This is a genomic window from Pseudoalteromonas rubra (assembly GCF_004212645.1).
Classification (GTDB): Bacteria; Pseudomonadota; Gammaproteobacteria; order Enterobacterales; family Alteromonadaceae; genus Pseudoalteromonas; species Pseudoalteromonas rubra_G.
Genome location: NZ_PPUZ01000031.1, coordinates 219784 through 238298 on the forward strand (window position 1 = coordinate 219784; position 18515 = coordinate 238298).

General features: G+C 45.2%; 11 protein-coding genes. 7 read left to right on the forward strand and 4 right to left on the reverse strand.

From position 1 onward, the window contains the following. Positions 1 to 932: 932 nt before the first annotated feature. Positions 933 to 2147, reverse strand: a complete 1215-nt coding sequence (locus C3B51_RS11695; RefSeq protein WP_125719856.1) for a replication protein A — start codon at positions 2145 to 2147, stop codon at positions 933 to 935. A gap of 699 nt (positions 2148 to 2846) precedes the next feature. Here C3B51_RS11695 and C3B51_RS11700 point away from each other — a divergent pair. The 6 genes from C3B51_RS11700 (at position 2847) to rmuC (ending at position 11023) form a co-directional block, all read left to right on the forward strand. Further along, entirely contained in the window at positions 2847 to 4079 is a 1233-nt protein-coding gene (locus C3B51_RS11700; protein WP_125719854.1) for an AAA family ATPase, read from the forward strand. Positions 4080 to 4095: 16 nt separating this feature from the next. Then, the gene (locus C3B51_RS11705) at positions 4096 to 5058 is read left to right on the forward strand and encodes a transcriptional regulator (protein ID WP_130245155.1); all 963 of its coding nucleotides are present in this window, start codon (positions 4096 to 4098) and stop codon (positions 5056 to 5058) included. Positions 5059 to 5212: 154 nt separating this feature from the next. Then, a complete protein-coding gene (locus C3B51_RS11710) occupies positions 5213 to 8308 on the forward strand; it encodes a DEAD/DEAH box helicase (protein WP_130245156.1) in 3096 nt (1031 codons plus the stop codon). A 238-nt stretch (positions 8309 to 8546) separates the two neighbouring features. Further along, positions 8547 to 8753, forward strand: coding sequence for a hypothetical protein (locus tag C3B51_RS11715; protein WP_046005164.1), 207 nt, complete (start codon positions 8547 to 8549; stop codon positions 8751 to 8753). Beyond that, positions 8754 to 9446 carry a response regulator gene (locus C3B51_RS11720; protein WP_046005163.1) on the forward strand — a complete coding sequence of 231 codons (693 nt, stop codon included), beginning with the start codon at positions 8754 to 8756 and terminating at the stop codon, positions 9444 to 9446. Between the two features lie 263 nt (positions 9447 to 9709). Continuing rightward, complete coding sequence (rmuC, locus tag C3B51_RS11725) at positions 9710 to 11023, forward strand: DNA recombination protein RmuC (RefSeq protein WP_130245175.1); 1314 nt, start codon at positions 9710 to 9712, stop codon at positions 11021 to 11023. A gap of 77 nt (positions 11024 to 11100) precedes the next feature. Here rmuC and C3B51_RS11730 read toward each other — a convergent pair whose 3' ends face one another. The 3 genes from C3B51_RS11730 to C3B51_RS11740 form a co-directional block, all read right to left on the reverse strand. Beyond that, positions 11101 to 11580: a hypothetical protein gene (locus C3B51_RS11730; protein ID WP_125719846.1), complete on the reverse strand. Its 480-nt coding sequence runs from the start codon at positions 11578 to 11580 to the stop codon at positions 11101 to 11103. 265 nt (positions 11581 to 11845) lie between these two features. After that, positions 11846 to 13939 carry an ATP-binding protein gene (locus C3B51_RS11735; RefSeq protein ID WP_165389145.1) on the reverse strand — a complete coding sequence of 698 codons (2094 nt, stop codon included), beginning with the start codon at positions 13937 to 13939 and terminating at the stop codon, positions 11846 to 11848. A 548-nt stretch (positions 13940 to 14487) separates the two neighbouring features. Continuing rightward, positions 14488 to 16092, reverse strand: coding sequence for an isocitrate lyase (locus C3B51_RS11740; RefSeq protein ID WP_130245158.1), 1605 nt, complete (start codon positions 16090 to 16092; stop codon positions 14488 to 14490). 232 nt (positions 16093 to 16324) lie between these two features. Here C3B51_RS11740 and C3B51_RS11745 point away from each other — a divergent pair, with 232 nt between their 5' ends. Then, positions 16325 to 18499 carry a malate synthase G gene (locus C3B51_RS11745; protein WP_130245159.1) on the forward strand — a complete coding sequence of 725 codons (2175 nt, stop codon included), beginning with the start codon at positions 16325 to 16327 and terminating at the stop codon, positions 18497 to 18499. The last annotated feature ends 16 nt before the right edge of the window (positions 18500 to 18515 follow it).

Consider the following 18515-nt stretch of genomic DNA (forward strand, 5'->3'; position numbering starts at 1 on the left):
TCCACTTTGTTGCCTTACAAAGAGATACCCTTTGTTTTGATTGGGCTAATCGATAATCTTGCCACTCAGTTTTATACTGCACATCACCACCATGCTTTTTACGACTGCCACGCAAGATAAGAACACATCATTTAAATGGTAAAACCGCAATTACCTCAATCTATGAAAAATGTACTTGTTCCAGTCATCACTTATAAAAACTCCTTCCTGGCACCCGCTTGATCAGATCAGCAATTCTGCAAGCAAGTCAGTACAAAGCTCATTAAGAACACATCATTAAAGTGGGAAACCTAAATAATGCAGATTTATACAAAAATATTGTTATCCCCACTCTTGCACTCAAGGAGGTACCTGTCGTTTTGATTGAGTTGCTCGATAACCTTGCCACTCAGTTTTATGCTGCACATCACCACCATGCTTTTTACGACTGCCACCCAAGATAAGAACACATCATTAATATAGTAGCATCGAAGTGAACTCAATTCGTGAAAATAGACACATCCGGATCAAGGCCTTTCAAGGCTCCTTACTGTCTTCAGCTGATCTGAACATCACTCCCATGGTTTATACGACCGCCACTCAATATAAGAACACATCATTAAAATAGATAAACCTAGATGACCCAAATCCTTACAAAAATATCGTTATCACCATTGTTGCCTTACAAAGAGATACCCTTTGGTTTGATTGGGCTGATCGATAACCCTGCCACTAGGTTTTATTCAACCACTAGCCAAATCACAACATATTTCATAAAGAACACATCATAAAATAATCTAATAAAACAACAGTGTAGCAACAGATGTATAACTATAAATATCATCACCGATTTAACATAATCGATGTTTAATTATTGACTACTAGCAGTAGTCGTAATTTATTTCCAAAGAGCGTTGATACACGCTCTCACTAGGCAGGTTTAAGTCGATGTGTTATTTCTTTACGATTTCTTCAAGCGTGTCTTCATCAATGACTTCAGCATTTTCCACAATCCGTTTGCCACCTTGTATTTCAATACGCTTATTGTGTTTGTTTAATGCTAATATTTCATCACAGAACTGTGCAGATGGGTGCATTTCGTACACATAATCGATAATTTTACCGCTCTTATCATCTTTAACATTGGAAATATGATACTCAGAGATAGCCCCTTTTTCGATCAGGTCTTTCATCGTTGTAGTCATATCCCTTCTTAATGCTTTCAGCTTATTGTCGGTTATTTCATCATCCGGATAGATAGAACCATATTTTTCCATGATAGAAAGCAGGCGAAAATGATAAGTTTTACCAGGCGCCGCATATCTCCACAAATGGTACAAGCGCAGCATCATCCATCGCGATAACCCACGTTTCAACTCTTGCGCACTGTTGAAATAGTAGCCTTTGTACTCCAAATTATCGATCATGTTATGTACAAAAGCATTAAGGCAGGCAACACACTTAACATTACCACCCTGACCTTTTTTCCCACTAAAGTGTAACGAAGACAAAAAGTTCATATTAGACTCGTAAAAAGAGTCGTCTATATCTGTGCTTTTCGTATCTGTGGCGCGGTATTTAAATGACAACTTTGAGCCTTGAAGCGCCTCTAAAGATTCTTTAATTTGAGGGTAAGGCATTGATTGGCCAACAGCTTTTAATTCTTGAGCCAACTCATTCATAGAAAAAATTACCGCATATTGAATACCGGACTTAAAATTAATTTTTACTATTTTACCTTTTGAGGCTAGCCGAATAAGGGCACGCTCAACTTTTTCTTCCCTGTCTGACGGCCACACCAAAAATTCAGCTTCTTCACCGTCCTTTTTGCTACTCACCACTGCAGGTGTAATTTTTAGTTCACCATCGTATACAATACCATCAACTTTTTCAGAAATTCTTCTCGAAATGATAGTTTTCTTTGGTGCTTCTTCTAGTGGTAGCTTTTTATAGCCAGAACGAACAAACCGTCCCCAAAGGTCGTAATGGTTAAAGGTGTTAGAGTAAGCTCTCAAGCCATGAGTGGCACTTTCAAGTGAAACACGCACGTCTTTGTTGTCAGTAAACAACGCTAAGCTCTCATTGTCAGTTGCACTTTCAACACCATGGATCTGACCTCTAAGGGAATCAGGTAAATTATCAACGGAGATGTTTACCTTGCGGCTCATTTTATTACTTCCAGAATTTTGTGACGGTTAATGACAACACATTCACGATCAAAAGTTAATTGTTTAAGTTAGTATAAAACTGATCTGGACTAAAAAACACGGAGAGATCACGTTTTTACTAACATGTGCTCAGTTCAGGATCAATATTATACCAAGTAGCAAAGAAATTTGCTGTACAATATCAAAACCGACCGCAGTTTTACGCCTGAGATCACTTGTAGTGCGCCTGATTGTGGATAAATTAAGATCCTGCTAGTAAGGATCCGATCCGTTCTAAGTAGAGATCAGATCTATACCAATTAGATCCCGCCAAAAAACTTATAAAAGTGTATAACTACATGAAATTACTTAGTAAAATATGGATCCAAACGCACATAAAAGTGGATAACGCTGTGCATAAACTGTGACTAATGAAAGTTTTGAAAATGCGGTAAGTAAAAACCCGATCCATGAGTACGAAAGGATCTGATCTAAACCAAGTATTTTCTTGATCCAAATTTATCAGTAATATTCAATAAAAACATGTGCTTAACTTACATAATTTCGTGCTTAGCCTTTAATACCTATAGATCTAACCATTTCTAAACTTACTTATTTATACCTTAAGCAAAGTTAAAATTGAGATGTCATTGTTTTTTTATGTTTACTGCAAAAGTAATGGACATTATAATTATAGGCATCATTTGAAGGAAATAACGTATGTCTATCAATAGTAATGCGCTCTCAACCTACCGGCTGCTGAAAGCAACAGCTGAAGTAGCAGAAAAGTCACTTGAAGGCCGAATTCAGCATTATCGTGCACACCTGAAAAGTGAAGATAAAGAACTTCGCACTTATACGCAAAAAGCAGCCGCCGATTTATTGGGTGTAAATAATAGAACTCTCAAAAGACGACACGATCAAGGCGACTTTGATCACTTAGCTATTCAAAAAGGCGCCAACGGCCACTATGCCTATACTTTGGCAAATATCTTCTCTATGGCTGAGATTTTAGGGATCGAAGCGGATCATCGAAAGCCAACCGATAAACTTCAGGTCATAGTAATCAACAGTCTCAAAGGCGGATGTGGTAAAACAACTAGTCTTGTGAACATCGCAGCGGCGCTGGCAACCACGAATATCAAAAGATATCGCATTGGGATCATCGATTTGGATCCACAGGGATCGTCGTCCAGCTTCTTCCCTTCGCAAGATCCTGAACCGATCACGGTTGGCGATCTAATGCGTGATTGTATAGAACTCGATGAAGGTGAAACATGGGAACAACTCGTTTCAGATGCTTTCAGAGAAACACATATCCCGAATATCCGGGTATTACCTTCCGGGATGGATGATTTCTATTTCGAGCACGAAACAGCAACTGAATTAAAAGAATCATCAAGCTATGCGCAAACACGGCACTATCACAAGTTGAAGGAGAAGGTCATAGACCCAGTCTCAGAGCAGTTCGACATTATCTTAATAGATACCGCACCTTCACTTAATTTTATGTTCTACAATGCGCTGATGGCGTCTACGGCCATGTTGATCCCAGTCCACCCGGAAGCGGTAGACTTTGATGCAAATAACAAGTATCTCAAACGTTTAGGGGAGATTTATCATACAGTCGCTGCCCTAGGACATGAAGGCTGGGACTTTATGCAGTTCCTGGTGACCAATTACGTAAAAGGTAACCATTCACAGCGTGATATAGTTAAAGATGTTCGCAGTGCTTTCGGCCGCCAAGTCATGAGTTACCCGATTAACCATAGCTCGGCAATCACGGCAAGCTCCTCATCATTCAACACGATTTTCGATCAAAAAACGTCAGATTCACTAGCAAGTCGAGAATCTCTCATTAAGTCGCAGGAAAACATTAAAGATGTTGTCGATGAACTGGAAATGTTGATCCGTTCAAATTGGCCTTCAACTCAGTCATCACTCGATCAGTAAGCAGGTAAACAATTTCATGGCTAGAAAACGTAAAAACGACACACGCATGGATCCATTTGCAACACCCGTTGAAGGAAGTAGTCTGGATGATCTATTAGATAAGGCCAAAGTTGGTGATGTGGTGACTATGCCAGCGCCAAGCGATCCTAACAGAATGATCACTTTGATCTGTAAAGTGATCAAGCATAATGAAATTTCGCAGGTCACAAAGGTATATGGCGACAACAGGCGTGATCAAACATTGCTCAATGAGCGTTCTGTAGCAGATATACTCCCTGCTATTGAAGCGGATAAACGCAACCTGCACCCAGCGTTGTGTTGGGATAAAGGCGCCGTACACGAAGTACTGTCAGGCTCCAGACGCAGAAAAGCCTGTTTACTCGGTGGTGCCGATTATGTGATTTTAACTTCTGCAGACTTTACAGAAGAAGATGCAAAAGTCCTGTCAGTATCGTCAGATCAATACATTGCACCGAGTTTATGGGAGCAAGGCAAAGCATTTTCTCAAACTAAGCAAGCACTTATTAGCCAAGGCAAGAAAGGCTCTTATCGTGAAATAGCGGCCATTGAAGGCTTATCACACACTGCCATTGCAGATTCTTTGAAAGCGTATGAGCATATTCCGCTTGAAGTGGTGAGCCTTTATCCAACCGCAAATCATCTGGGCCGGGAAGCCGCTAAAAAGCTTATCACAGCCATTCAGGAACACAGCGAAGCATTTAAACAAAAAGTCGCACAATACAATGCTGATAAACTGACATCAGAGCCAGTCAGCGATGAAAAGCGGGCTGTGTTGTTAACCAATTACCTGACAACATTTTCAAAGGCTGAGTCCAGGAACGTTGCACTACTCGAAAACGACTATGTGAAGGTACAAAAAAACATAAAAAGCGGTGCCATCACAGTAAAAATTGATGATCGCGTGATAACTGAGAAACGCCTTGAGCAATTAGAGAAATTACTCGCAAGTTTCAATTAAGCATAACGGCCGGATTTCCCGGCCGTTTTTCGTACTTTATCGACTCACTTGTCATCCAACCAGTCACTTTTTCCCGATTTATCGCCATTTGCCCCTTTAGCTCAAATACGTAATTTCATATACTGCTCTTTTACGTCTTTTTTATTGTAAACGAATGTCTTCGCAGTTATCTAAAGAGCAACTTCTAGCACTATTTGAGGAAATTAAGCAGGAACAGTCGACTCAGTTCCCATTGTCAGAGCGATTCCTCAAACAGTATTTCAATGCTGCCTTGTTAAGCAAGGCAAAACAGTATTTGCATGATGAGCAGATCAGCTTTTTGGATCATTCCGACGATTTTACAAAAATTGACGCTCAGGTTATGGGCAATTTTGGTAACACTTTTACTCAGCATATCAAAATTGAGCAAGTCAAAGGCACGCCGTCCGTTGAGGCGCAGTGTACCTGTTCAAATAACCCAAAGTGTCGACATATTGCCGCGGTACTGCTTAAGTTAAAAATTGACCACTCGGGTGGGTTTGGCGAGTCTTATCTGGTCAACGATTGGTTTAATGAGCTGGCTCAGTTACAGCAAGCCAATGACCTGGATGTGACTAACGTACTGCTGTTCGTGCTCGAACTACGCGGTAATGAGTTACTGGTTAATCCAAAAACCACTCCGCAAAAGCCTGATGGTATCTATCCACTTGGACGTGCTCTGACCGAGCATCAACTAAATAGTCAGGTACCGCCAAAGGACATACTAGAGAGCGATTTCAGGTTGTTCTCCTGGATCCGTTCGCAAAACACGCCTGGGCACTTTGAGCTCTCAGGAAGCTGGGGGTTCTCGGCTTTGCAGCAACTGGTTCAGAGTAAACGTTGCTTCTATCAAAGCAGTCGTAAACCGCTTACCTTTGGGCACAAGCAACACCTTGAGTTCAATTGGCAAAAAGAGCGTGATGAATACCGCTTAACCAGCCATCTAACGGGTGTAGAGCAATGGCAATTGATCAAAACAGATCCGCCGGTGTATCTTGATACCGATAACATGATCTTGGGTCGTATTGAATCTGAATTAAGTGCACAGGAAATTGCCCATTTACACACCATGCCTTTGATCAACGCCACAAAGATCGAAGCCGTGATCAAACGTTTTCAGGATGTGTTTGCCGACAATATCGTGCCGCCGCCTCAGGGGCATGAGCATCTGGTTAACAAGGATAAGCTGGTCGCTAAACTGAGTATTGAGCCCGGCTCACCACTTAAGCTGGCATTGTCCCTGCTCGATAAGGAAGGGCGCTACTCAAAAGCGAAGCAGCTAAACCGCTGCGAAAAAATGCTCAACGGACTTGGTTTTTCCGCACAGCAAGATCACTTTGTACTCCCCCACGACGATGACGTTACCTATCACTGGTTTAACAGCGAAGTCCGTCCTTACTTACAGAGCAAACTTTGGCAAGTGGACGAGCTGCAAGGCGGTCGTCCGGTGTTAACACCTAAGGTAACGCTGGTACTGAAACGAGATAAAAAACACCACGTGATTGGCCGCGTCATGTTTGATGACAAGCTGGTCACACTTGACTGGGATAAAGTGCCTTCTCATGAGGTTAACTCACTGGCCAATGTCTATCAATACATCAACATTGCAGAGCAGTTTTATGCCATCCCTAAGGCCGTTTATGATGAACTGTTGCAGCTGAAAGCCAGGTTTAGCTATTACCTTTCAAGCTCGCAATTTAAGTTCCCGCTCTCTTATGCCAGCAAGTTGTTTGAACTGACAGCGATTGAGAGCGTATCAGATGACCCCCGCCTGCTTGACTACCTGGATGAGCTGAGCAAACCAGAGCCGACTGGCACTGTGGTCACAACGGGTGAGAGTGAGCATTTTACCCTGCGTGATTATCAGGTGCATGGCGTTGACTGGCTACGGTTTTTGAATCGGCATCAGCTGGGTGGGATCCTTGCAGACGACATGGGACTGGGCAAAACCCTGCAGGTGATTGCGTATTTTATTTCACAGCACAATACCCTGGTGACAAAGCCTTCTTTGATAGTGTGCCCGACCAGTTTGGTTGGTAACTGGCAGAACGAATTCCGTCGTTTTGCCCCACACCTGCCTTTGCTAACGGTACATGGTGCGCAGCGAGATAAACAGCTCAATCAGGTTGCCAATGCGCGTTTTATTATTACCACCTATCCGTTGTTGAAACGAGATTTGGCGCACTATTCAGAACTTGAGTTTGACTCTATCGTGCTCGATGAAGCGCAGTATATCAAAAATGAAACCGCGCAAATTTCCAAGTGCGTCAAACAGCTATCTGCCGAGTTTAAGCTGTGTCTTAGCGGCACGCCCGTTGAAAATAACCTCTTGGAGCTTAAATCTCTGCTGGATTTTGTGATGCCAGACGTGCTTGGCACCAAGCAGCAGTTTAAACACTACTTTCAGCAGCCCATTGAAAAAGAAAACGACACTCGCCGCGCTAAAGAGCTCCAATCTTTGATTGCACCTTTTATTCTGCGTCGTACTAAGTCCGAAGTAGTACGGGAGCTGCCGGCGAAAACCGAGTTGGTGAAAAAGCTTGAGTTTAGCGGGGCTCAGGCAGATATGTATCATCAGGTGCAGGCCAAAGTCGAATCTAACCTGGTTGATTTGTTCAAAGAGCAAGGCGTGGAGCGAAGCAAGCTGGCATTTCTTGATGCACTGTTAAAGCTGCGTCAGATCTGTTGTCACCCAAGCCTGGTCGACAAAACTCAGGCATTTAACAGTGCCAAGTTTGACTGGCTTTCAAGCCACCTGCCTAACTTCCTCAAAGAAGGTCGTAAGGTGATTATTTTCAGTCAGTTCACCAGTGTGCTGGATATGATAGCCAGTCATTGTGATGGTTTAGACATTCCATTCACTATGCTGACCGGGCAAACAAGACAGCGTGATAAAGTGATTTCGCGGTTTACTGAAGGCGAAGTGGATGTTTTTCTGATCAGCTTAAAGGCGGGTGGAACCGGCCTGAATCTGACTCAGGCAGATACCGTGATCCATTTCGATCCCTGGTGGAATCCGGCGGTAGAGAATCAGGCAACAGACAGAGCGTATCGAATAGGCCAGGACAAGCCTGTATTTGTTTATAAGCTGATCATTGCCAACTCCATAGAGCAAAAAGTCTTTCAGATGCAAAAAGACAAACAGGCGCTGGTCGACGCCCTGTTTGCTGATGCGGGCGTAAATTTAACTCAGTTCAATGAAGCACAAATGCTCGAAATGATAAAAAACTAATTTTTTCTGAACTTTTCTCAACACCGGGGGGTCTATCATTATGCTTGTTGTTAACGCCCAGTTTGTAGTAAGCATATTGTTGATTTCCCCCTATTAAATACAAGTATTGTATCGAGCCGGTTCTTAGTGAACCGGCTTTTTTTTGCGCGTTTTTAAGCTGTTCCATATTTGATCCACAATGTTGGACTTTAATAACCATATTGGCGAATTAGGACGCAATGGACTCAAGGGGCGAGCTATGTTGTGCTACGAAAATGCAATTTCACAGTTAAACTTTATTGAACCTCAGTCACAGTGTGATTATGATCTACTGAACGAGGTCGCCAGTTCAGAGGATCTGGCAAGCATTCTGACCATGCTGCTGTTTGATGAAACATTATCGGATAAACTAAAAGGTCAGGTTAAAAAGCAGCTTTCACAACTTAAGGCTAAATCGAGAGGCTAAATGACATCTAAGCACCATATTCTTATCGTTGAGGATGATTACGATATTGCAGAGCAGGTAATGCTGTTTTTCAAGGCTTCTGGATTCGACATTTCTCATATTGCGGATGGTGCTTTGGTGGTCGACTGGGTCAGAGAAAACAAACCCGAGGCCATTTTGATGGACATCATGCTGCCAAATCAGGACGGTGTAGAGTGTATGCGCCAGATCCGCGAGTTCTCTATGGTGCCAATTGTGATGCTGACGGCAAAGGTCTCAGAGGCCGACCGATTAAAAGGCTTAGAGTTTGGCGCCGATGATTACGTCTGTAAGCCATTCAGTGCTGCTGAGCTGGTCATGCGTATCAAAGCCATCTTACGTCGCTGTCAGGCAGCACCCAGCGCGTCTCAGGAGGCGCCAATAGTCGTTGATGTTGAGCAACTGATTGTGGCTATCAAGGGGCAGACTCTGTCTCTGACCAAAGTTGAATTTGACGTGTTTGCCATGTTGTACCAAGCGCCAAATCGGGTTTTTTCACGTCAGCAGATCCTTGATCATATTCAGCCAGACAACTTTGATATTTCCGACCGCGTTATCGACAGCCACATTAAGAACATCCGTAAAAAAATTAAACAAATCGATTGCTCGCCCAAAATTGTAGAATCGGTTTACGGTGCGGGTTATCGTTTTAACGAGCAACAACTCGACGCATAATAGACGGCGCATTAGCGCCGTGACATCACCGCAATAAACCCGAAGAAAAGCACAATATAATAGGCATTTAGGCTATGTAATTGATATTATCTAAACATAGCAACAGCAAGAGAATGCCTATGTTTTGGTCCAGTTTATCCTCCCTTTCTCCCACACATATTTTGACCCTGCTCAGTGCCGGTGCTGTGTTATCTTCCTGCGTCTTTGCCCCACTGTATTTATTGTTTCGGCAAAAGAACCAAACTGCTCGGGCACAATTGACGATGCAAAACGAGCAACTGCAAAACCAGCTGGCGCAGCGAGATGATGAGCTTAAACAGGCACAGGCCCAGCACTGGCAGCTACATGGCGACTGCCAACAGCTGCAGGCCCGGCTTGCTGAAAAGCAACGCCAAGCCAGTGAGTTGCAGGTTCGCTGGCAAAAAGCGGAAGACATGGCTCAGGACACACAGGCGTATGCACATCGCCTTGAGTTGGAACTGACCGATGTGAAAACTACGCTGACACAGAAGCAGCAATCTTTTGATGCGCAACTGGCACAGCTGGAGCAATCAAAATCCATTTTGAAGCAGGAGTTTGAAAACCTCGCGACTCAAATCTTTGAGGATAAAAGCGAGAAGTTTGCCCGTCACAGTCAGGATAAAATTTCTCAGCTGCTACAACCGGTGCAAGGCGAGCTCAAGGGCTTTCGGGATAAAATGGAAGCCATTCACAGTGAAGAGCTAAAGCAACGAGCAGCATTGCGCACCGAGTTATTGCATTTGCAGGCCAACAACCAGGCCATCACCGAGCAGGCGCATAAGCTGACAAACGCGTTGCAGGGCCAGAAGAAAACTCAGGGTAACTGGGGTGAGCTGATGCTGGAAAATGTGCTTGATAGTGCGGGGTTGCGTCCCGGCAATGACTATCAGCGTGAGGTGAGTTTTTCGACCGACGAAGGTAAATACCGCCCTGATGTCATTGTTTATCTGCCCCAGGAGCGCCATCTGGTAGTGGATGCAAAAACCTCTTTGAACGCCTATACCCGTTATGTTAACGCCGAGCAGGATAGCGAGGCCAATCAAGCCATTGTCGCGCATGTTGAGGCCGTGAAAGCCCGGGTGAAAGAGTTGGGAGACAAATCTTATGAACGTTTGCCTGGTTTAAACTCTCCCGAAGTGGTGATCATGTTTATTCCGGTCGAATCTGCATTTGTCGAGGCCATTAAATATGCACCCGATTTATATCAGTATGCTCTTGAGAACAAAGTTTTAATTGCAACGCCCACTACCCTGCTGACCAGCCTGAATATCGTGAAACAGTTGTGGCGATTTGAAGAGCAAAGCAAACACAGCAAAGAGCTGGCAATACGAGCTGAGAAGTTTTACAGCAAGTTGAATGCCTTTTTACACAGCCTGGAAGGTGTTGGTAAACAGCTTGATAAAGCTCGGGAAGGCTATGATAAAGCAATGGCTCAGCTATACAGCGGCAAAGGCAATTTAATTAAACAAGCCTCGGAGTTTAAAGAGTTGGGCGTTTCTGTGTCTCGTGAGCTACCGAGTGAGTTAACTGAAAAAGCAAAACTGGAATTGGAGTAGGTGACTTTACGGAATATATTTAGGGTACTCAATAAACAAAAAAGGGGCAATTAAGCCCCTTTTAGATTTGCATATGATCAGCTGTTACATAAGGCGTATTTGCCTGTACGTGGCATGTCTGTATACAAATAAATATACATGTCGTTATTTTGCACATCCTGCCATACACGATTATTGGCAGCCGGGCATAATGAGTTACGAATATATTCTTTCACTTCATGTTCAGACATTGCCAGTTTGGTCGGGATCTGGATAAACACATTCAGTTCACCGCTTTTAAAATCAATATTTTGGAATTTCCAACTGCCCATCATGAACTGCTTAGAAAAATAGCGTGTAATGCGTTTTTGAGCACTCGAGTCAATCGCTGCAACCTGAACCTGCTCAGATGAGCTATCAACAAAGTAGGTCCATGCAGCTGAAAGTATGATAAAGCCACCCAGTAACATAGACCAGATTGGTAATGTCGTTTTTACTGTCGTATTTTGCTTTTTCTGACGATGTCTGGATTCAACAATTTTTACCCATTCATTGTGTTTCATAGTTCGCTGTGTCATAGACCATTCCTCCCGTGTATATGGCTTATTAAAACCAATCATTGTGGAAAGAAAATGGAGGCGATTGTGTATCGTGCCTGATCGGATCAGTTATAGGCCGATTTTTATTGAGGTCGGATCTGTGAAGGTTAGAATAATTTAATCGCATGTTTTGGCTATTAATTGCTCAGGTTGATTTGAATATGTTCTGTTTAAAAAGGTGCGATTCGTTTGACTGAATAAAAGGCGGTTAAAGTGCCCGACAATATACCAGGCACTTCTTGTACTAAATGTGTGATGCCGATTGTGGTGTTTTGGTAGCCGATATTGTTGAAGCGGCAAATAATGTTACCCGAATCGATAGCCCGCCTAGTCTGCTATCTCTGAGTTCAATGTCACCCGACATGGATTCGACCAGGCTTTTACACAGTGATAGCCCCAGACCTGAGCCACCCGTTGCCCGGCTTCGAGAGCTTTCTACCCGGTATAAACGTTCAAACAAACGGGGTTTTTCGTTATCCGACACGCCCGGTGACGAGTCTTCCAGCTGAATGATCAACCCCTCACTGTTTTGCCGGATCTTGAGTTTTACCTGGCCAGGTTTGTCGGTATACAGACAAGCATTTTTTGCCAGGTTATCTATAACCCGGTCCAGTTTGGGCTTGTCAATTAACACACTGGCATGGGTGGGGACCGAAATGTCAGCACTGAAGTGCAGATCATTGCTTTGCACCATACGTTTGATGTCGTAGCAATAACTGTCAGCCAGTGTGCGGGTACAGTAAGGCTGGTTATTGACCACCATTGCTTGGTTATCGGCCTGAGAGAGTTGATAAACGTCTGAGATCAGGTGATTAAGCTGGGATATTTTTTCATTGATCTTGCTGTACGCCAGAGTGTCATCGTCCAGCAGGTTGTATTCTAATGCTTCAATGTGCAGTTTAAGTACACTCAGCGGCGTTCTCAGTTCGTGAGAAATATCGGCCAGCATCTGATCTTTTTGCTTGAGGTTTTGCTGATAAAGGTTGGCTTTAAGGCGTGCCGTTCGGTTTTTACTGAACAAAATATAGGTGATCAGAATACCCAGCAGCAGACAAGTCAGGGCAACAAACAGCCACATGCGCTGCATCAGTTGTGCATTGCGCAGCTGGCTCTCTGTTAGCTTACGGTGATGCTCTGAATCATCCAGGCGTTGCTGTTGCATCACTGTGTCTATGGTGCGCTTGTGCGTCAGCGCCTGTTCTGAGTTGGCTTTTTCTATATTCTGGGCAAAAAAGGTATTGGCCTTGCTTAGCGCCTCGTAGGCTTCCTGATGGTTGCCTTGCTGAAAGTCGTACTTGGCTTTGAGGTTGTAATACACCTGAGAAATATGAGAGTTCTCATCTTCTTCTGCCATAAATCGTGTCAGCCACTCGTAGTGTGGCAGTGCCTGTTCAGGTTTGTGTTGATACAAATAAGCTCGGGCCATAATGACGTGGGCGTAGAAACGTTGTATCTGGTTATCAGTTTGAGCAGCGTAGTGCATCGAGAGTTTGGCATGCTCCTCGGCTTTTGCTCCTTTTTCCAGCTTGAGATAGGCCTGGCTGATCAGTTTGTGGGCACGCGCCAGGCCGACATTAGCCGGAATTTGTTCAAGCAGTTCAATGGCCTCGGTGGTTTTTTCCACCACCTGTAAGTAGTTTTTACGCTTAAATGTGACCTGAGCCAGCCTCAGGGCGGTGCCGGCAATGTTGCTCAGCTCACCCGACTTCTTATCTGCGATCAGCGCTTTAGTAAAAAAGAACTCTGCTTGTTCCAGGTCGTTGAAGCGCATGGCCATATCGCCCAGATTATAAAAGTTGTTGGCGACCACCCCATGAAGCTGGCTGTCTTTGAGTGCATCCCTGGCTTTGAGCTGAAACTGCATGGCCATCGCCATTTCATTTTTGGTGTCATACAAGGTGCCCAGGTTGGAATAACTTTGACCTATAAAGTCATTATTATTCATTGCTTTAGCGGTTTTTAAAGCAAGTTTGTAGTAGCTTTCTGCGTCATCCAGCTTGCCCATACGGCGGTAGTTGATCCCCAGCTCCTTATAAAGCCGGTACTGGTTGTCGGTATCCAGCTGAAATTGTTCTGGCAGTGAGTTTAATGCATCAATGGCTTGCTGATGATTACCCTGCTTGCGATAGATTTGTGCTGCAACAAAGCGTGCTTCTAGTTGCTTTTGCAGGTTGCCATGGCTGTAAAATGGGGTCAGACTACTGAGTGCCTGCTCGTAATTGCCTGACAACTCAAGCTTTTTTATTTCCTGTAATGTTATCGTCGAGTTGGTTGCCTGCGCATTAACAGTAACTATACTGAGTAACGCAAAAGCAGATGGAAGCAGTATTTTTTTCATAATTTTTTCGTGGCACATCAGACTTTTTTCAGAGTATGCAATAATTGTGGTTCAATTATGGATCTGTAAAGGGGGTTTACAGTTTGCTGAGTTGGTAAAATGATGGTTTGTAAGGCTACCTAGTTAGTAAAATTCTGATTTATCCGCAGCTGACTTAGTAAAATTTTGGTTTATTGACTTAGGAGTTAGTAAAAATGTGGCCTGAGCCGTGTTTATTATTGCAACTAGTCGAATTTTTAAGCCTGTCGCAGGTGGTTTTTTTCGAATTTTAAGTCAAAACCTCGTGGTCGTCCTCTTTTTTGCCGCTCACGCTCCTTGTCTGTCATGAAAAGCGCCTCAGCTGATAAAATCCTGATCTAACACTCGCAGGCGGGTAAAATCGTGATCCAGAACTAATCTGGCTAAGAATAAAGAGGCGGAGTCTGTTGGCTCTGGCAGCCGGTCGTCGATTTTGTAGATTGGATTATGTGTTGCCGATATTGTGCTGGTAAAAACCTGATCTAAAAAGGGCCCGCAGGCCCTTGCTTGATTAAGGAACTTTATGACAATTAAAACTGGTTCATGGTGTTGGCTTCGCCACCTGCTTTCAGCGCGTTTTCACCACTGAAATACTCTTTATGTGTATCACCAATGTTTGAGCCGGCCAGGTCCTGATGCTTCACGGAAGCCTGCTCGCGGCGAATTTCTTGTCTCTGAACATCACGTACGTAGGCAAGCATACCCAGGTCGCCAAAGTAACCTTCCGCCAGAATATCTGTGCTCAGCGCAGCTGTGTGATAAGTCGGCAAAGTGATCAGGTGGTGGAAAATACCTGCCTGAGCAGCACCATCACGCTGGAAGGTACGTACTTTAGCATCGGCTTCTGCTGCCAGCTCTGATTGATCCAGCTCAGGAGACATCAGCGCCTTAGGATCTTGAGTTGGATCCGGGTAGGCGGATAGATCTTTACCCTGTGCCTGCCACTCTGCATAAACCTGCTCACGGAACTTCAGGGTCCAGTTAAATGACGGTGAGTTGTTATATACCAGTTTGGCATTGGGCACCTGCTCACGGACTCGGTTTACCAGTTCTGCTATTTGCTCTACATTGGGCTTTTCAGTTTCAATCCACAACAGATCGGCGCCCGATTGCAAGCTGGTGACACAATCAAGTACAACGCGGTCTTTTTCTGTGCCTTCTCTGAATTGATACAAGCCATTATCAAGGCGCACCGGCTTGCACAGCTCACCATTTTGTTTAATGACCATGTCACCTTCGTTCAGATCCGCAGCGCCTGAGATAACGGTGGTGTCGAGGAACGCATTGTACTGGCTGGCCAAATCGCCGGGGGTTTTAGAGACCGGGATTTTCTGCGTCAGGCTGGCACCGAGAGAGTCGGTACGGGCGACAATAATGCCATCTTCTACGCCCAGCTCCAGAAATGCATAGCGCACTGCATTGATCTTGGCTAAAAAGTCTTCATGAGGCACGGTCACTTTACCGGCCTGGTGACCACACTGCTTAGCATCCGATACCTGGTTTTCAATCTGAATGGCACAGGCACCCGCTTCAATCATTTGTTTTGCCAGCAGGTAGGTGGCTTCTTCGTTACCAAAACCGGCATCAATATCGGCAATGATTGGCACCACGTGAGTTTCAAAGTTATCTATTTGTGCTGTGATTGCCTGTACGTCACCACCCTGTGCTGTGGCCTCATCCAGTGCTTTATAAAGGTGATCAAGCTCTCGTGCATCTGCTTGTTTTAAGAAGGTGTAGATCTCTTCAATCAGCTTAGGTACGGCGGTTTTTTCGTGCATGCTTTGATCTGGCAGCGGTCCAAATTCAGAGCGTAGTGCGGCAACCATCCAGCCACTCAGGTACACGTAAGAGCGTTTGGTGGTCTTATTATGGCGCTTAATGGCCATCATCATTTGCTGAGCAGTGAAACCATGCCAGCAACCCAGCGACTGCGTATACTGGCTGCTGTCGGCATCGTACGCCGCCATATCTTCACGCATTACCTTCGCGGTGTATTTGGCTATATCCAGACCCGTTTTAAAGCGGTTTTGTAAATGCATTCTGGTTGCAAATTCAGGGTTGATCCCTTGCCATGTATCGCCCTGAGACTGGCACAATGTAGTAAAACGATCAATTTGAGAGGTGTAACTGCTCATAACAAAATTCCTTCGAACGGGTTTAAGCTAACTGGTTTATGTTTGTCTGCCAGAGAGCGAGTGTGAGAGTGCTGCCTGGCGCTTAAATAAACACTAGACCGACCAGTGGGATTTTTTAAATTTATAGTTGTTATTGCCAGTATATTTATTGTGAATGGGTAAAGGGGTTTGTTTTTAGTGAAATTGGCTTATTTTAAAGTGACCCGTTCAAACCCGATCAAGGATCACTCACATGAGTTCTCACATTTTACAGGCCGGATTGCGTATCGATACCCGCCTGTTTGACTTTGTCGATCAGGAGCTGCTGCCTGGCACCCAAATTAACGCAGACGACTTCTGGTCTGGTTTTTCTAATATTATCCACACTCTCACACCCAAAAACCGGGCGCTGCTTGCCAAGCGCGATCTATTACAAAAACAAATTGATGACTACCACATAGCGAATCCGAGCTGGGATGCTGAAAAGTATCGGACATTTTTAACCGAAATTGGTTATCTGGTGCCTGATGTTGCTGCGCAGCCTATCACCACCGAGCAGGTTGAGCCTGAAATAGCCCGTATTGCGGGTCCACAGTTAGTGGTGCCGGTTAGTAATGCGCGATTTGCGCTAAACGCAGCCAATGCCCGCTGGGGCTCGCTCTATGATGCGCTTTATGGCACCGATGTGTTGCCGGAGGAAGACGGCGCTGAGCGCGCAAGCGGTGGTTATAACCCGGTGCGGGGCTTTAAAGTGATGGCCTATGCTCGCCAGCTACTGGACCGTATTTTGCCGCTGGCACATGGCTCTCATATCGAAAGCACTAACTATGCGGTGGTTCAGGGTGAACTGATCATCACACTCAACGACTCAAGTCAGGTTAAACTGGCGGAACCAGCGCAGTTTGCCGGATATAACGGACAGCCACAGAGCCCGTCGGCGTTACTGTTTAAACACCATGATCTGCATTTTGAGATCCTGATCGATCCCCAGGATCCGATCGGCCAGGCAGACAAGGCAGGGATCAAAGACGTGATCCTGGAATCCGCGCTGACCACCATCATGGATTGTGAAGACTCAGTAGCAGCTGTGGATGCCGAAGATAAAGTACAGGTTTACCGCAACTGGCTGGGCCTGATGCAGGGCACACTCAAAGAGCAGTTTGAAAAAGCCGGTAAAACAGTAACCCGTTCACTGAATGCCGACAAAACTTACCTGACACCTGATGGCCAGCCGCTAAGCCTTAAAGGCCGCGCTATGATGTTTGTGCGTAATGTTGGCCACCTGATGACCACACCTGCCATTTTGGATGAGCATGGCGAAGAGGTGTTCGAAGGGATTGTCGATGCGGTGATCACCGCAACCGCCGCGCTGCACGATCTGTATGGTGAGGGTGCACTTAAAAACTCAACGGCGCAGAGTGTGAATATCGTTAAACCCAAAATGCATGGTCCGGAAGAAGTGGCCTTTACCGGCGAGTTGTTTAGTGCGGTAGAGCAGCTGCTGAAATTACCTGAAAACACGCTAAAAATGGGCATTATGGATGAAGAGCGCCGTACATCTGTAAACTTACAGGCCTGTATTAATGCGGCTCACGCTCGCGTGGTGTTCATTAATACCGGGTTCCTGGACAGAACTGGTGACGAGATCCACACATCCATGCTGGCCGGCCCGGTGTTACCCAAAGGCGAGATAAAAGCACAGCCCTGGATAGCGGCGTATGAAGATCGTAACGTAGACACAGGTCTGGCTTCGGGCTTTGCGGGTAAAGCGCAGATAGGCAAAGGCATGTGGCCGATGCCAGACAAAATGGCGCTGATGATGGAACAAAAGCTGGCACATCCTAAGTCGGGTGCCAACACCGCCTGGGTGCCCTCTCCCACTGCGGCCACTTTGCATGCCATGCATTATCACGAAGTTGAAGTGGCGACATTGCAGCAGCAAATTGCCCAGCGGCAGATGGCAAGCCTGGACGACCTGCTGACACCGCCGTTACTGGGCGCGCGTCAGTTAAGCGATGATGAAATTCAAACTGAGCTGGACAACAATGCTCAGGGGATTTTGGGCTATGTGGTGCGCTGGATAGATCAGGGCATTGGTTGCTCAAAAGTACCCGACATCAATCATGTTGGCCTGATGGAAGACAGAGCAACGTTGCGTATCTCCAGCCAGCACATTGCTAACTGGTTGCACCATGGTATTTGCACTGAGGAGCAGGTTAAGCGCACTTTTGTACGTATGGCAAAAATCGTCGATGAGCAAAATCGCCATGACGCGCAATACCAGCCAATGAGCGGCGAAAACATCGAAGACAACCTGGCCTTTGCGGCGGCTCTGGCGCTGGTGCTGCAAGGTAAGGCACAGCCAAATGGCTACACTGAACCGCTGCTGCATGCGTATCGACGTCAATACAAGGACCTTGTTCAGTAGTTTCTCTGATTAGTCT

Coding starts and splice junctions, on each gene's coding strand:
- C3B51_RS11735 (WP_165389145.1), bottom strand. CDS start 13,939: ATGAAAAAAATACTGCTTCCATCTGCTTTTGCGTTACTCAGTATAGTT.
- C3B51_RS11710 (WP_130245156.1), top strand. CDS start 5,213: ATGTCTTCGCAGTTATCTAAAGAGCAACTTCTAGCACTATTTGAGGAA.
- rmuC (WP_130245175.1), top strand. CDS start 9,710: ATGCAAAACGAGCAACTGCAAAACCAGCTGGCGCAGCGAGATGATGAG.
- C3B51_RS11705 (WP_130245155.1), top strand. CDS start 4,096: ATGGCTAGAAAACGTAAAAACGACACACGCATGGATCCATTTGCAACA.
- C3B51_RS11715 (WP_046005164.1), top strand. CDS start 8,547: ATGTTGTGCTACGAAAATGCAATTTCACAGTTAAACTTTATTGAACCT.
- C3B51_RS11695 (WP_125719856.1), bottom strand. CDS start 2,147: ATGAGCCGCAAGGTAAACATCTCCGTTGATAATTTACCTGATTCCCTT.
- C3B51_RS11700 (WP_125719854.1), top strand. CDS start 2,847: ATGTCTATCAATAGTAATGCGCTCTCAACCTACCGGCTGCTGAAAGCA.
- C3B51_RS11730 (WP_125719846.1), bottom strand. CDS start 11,580: ATGACACAGCGAACTATGAAACACAATGAATGGGTAAAAATTGTTGAA.
- C3B51_RS11720 (WP_046005163.1), top strand. CDS start 8,754: ATGACATCTAAGCACCATATTCTTATCGTTGAGGATGATTACGATATT.
- C3B51_RS11740 (WP_130245158.1), bottom strand. CDS start 16,092: ATGAGCAGTTACACCTCTCAAATTGATCGTTTTACTACATTGTGCCAG.
- C3B51_RS11745 (WP_130245159.1), top strand. CDS start 16,325: ATGAGTTCTCACATTTTACAGGCCGGATTGCGTATCGATACCCGCCTG.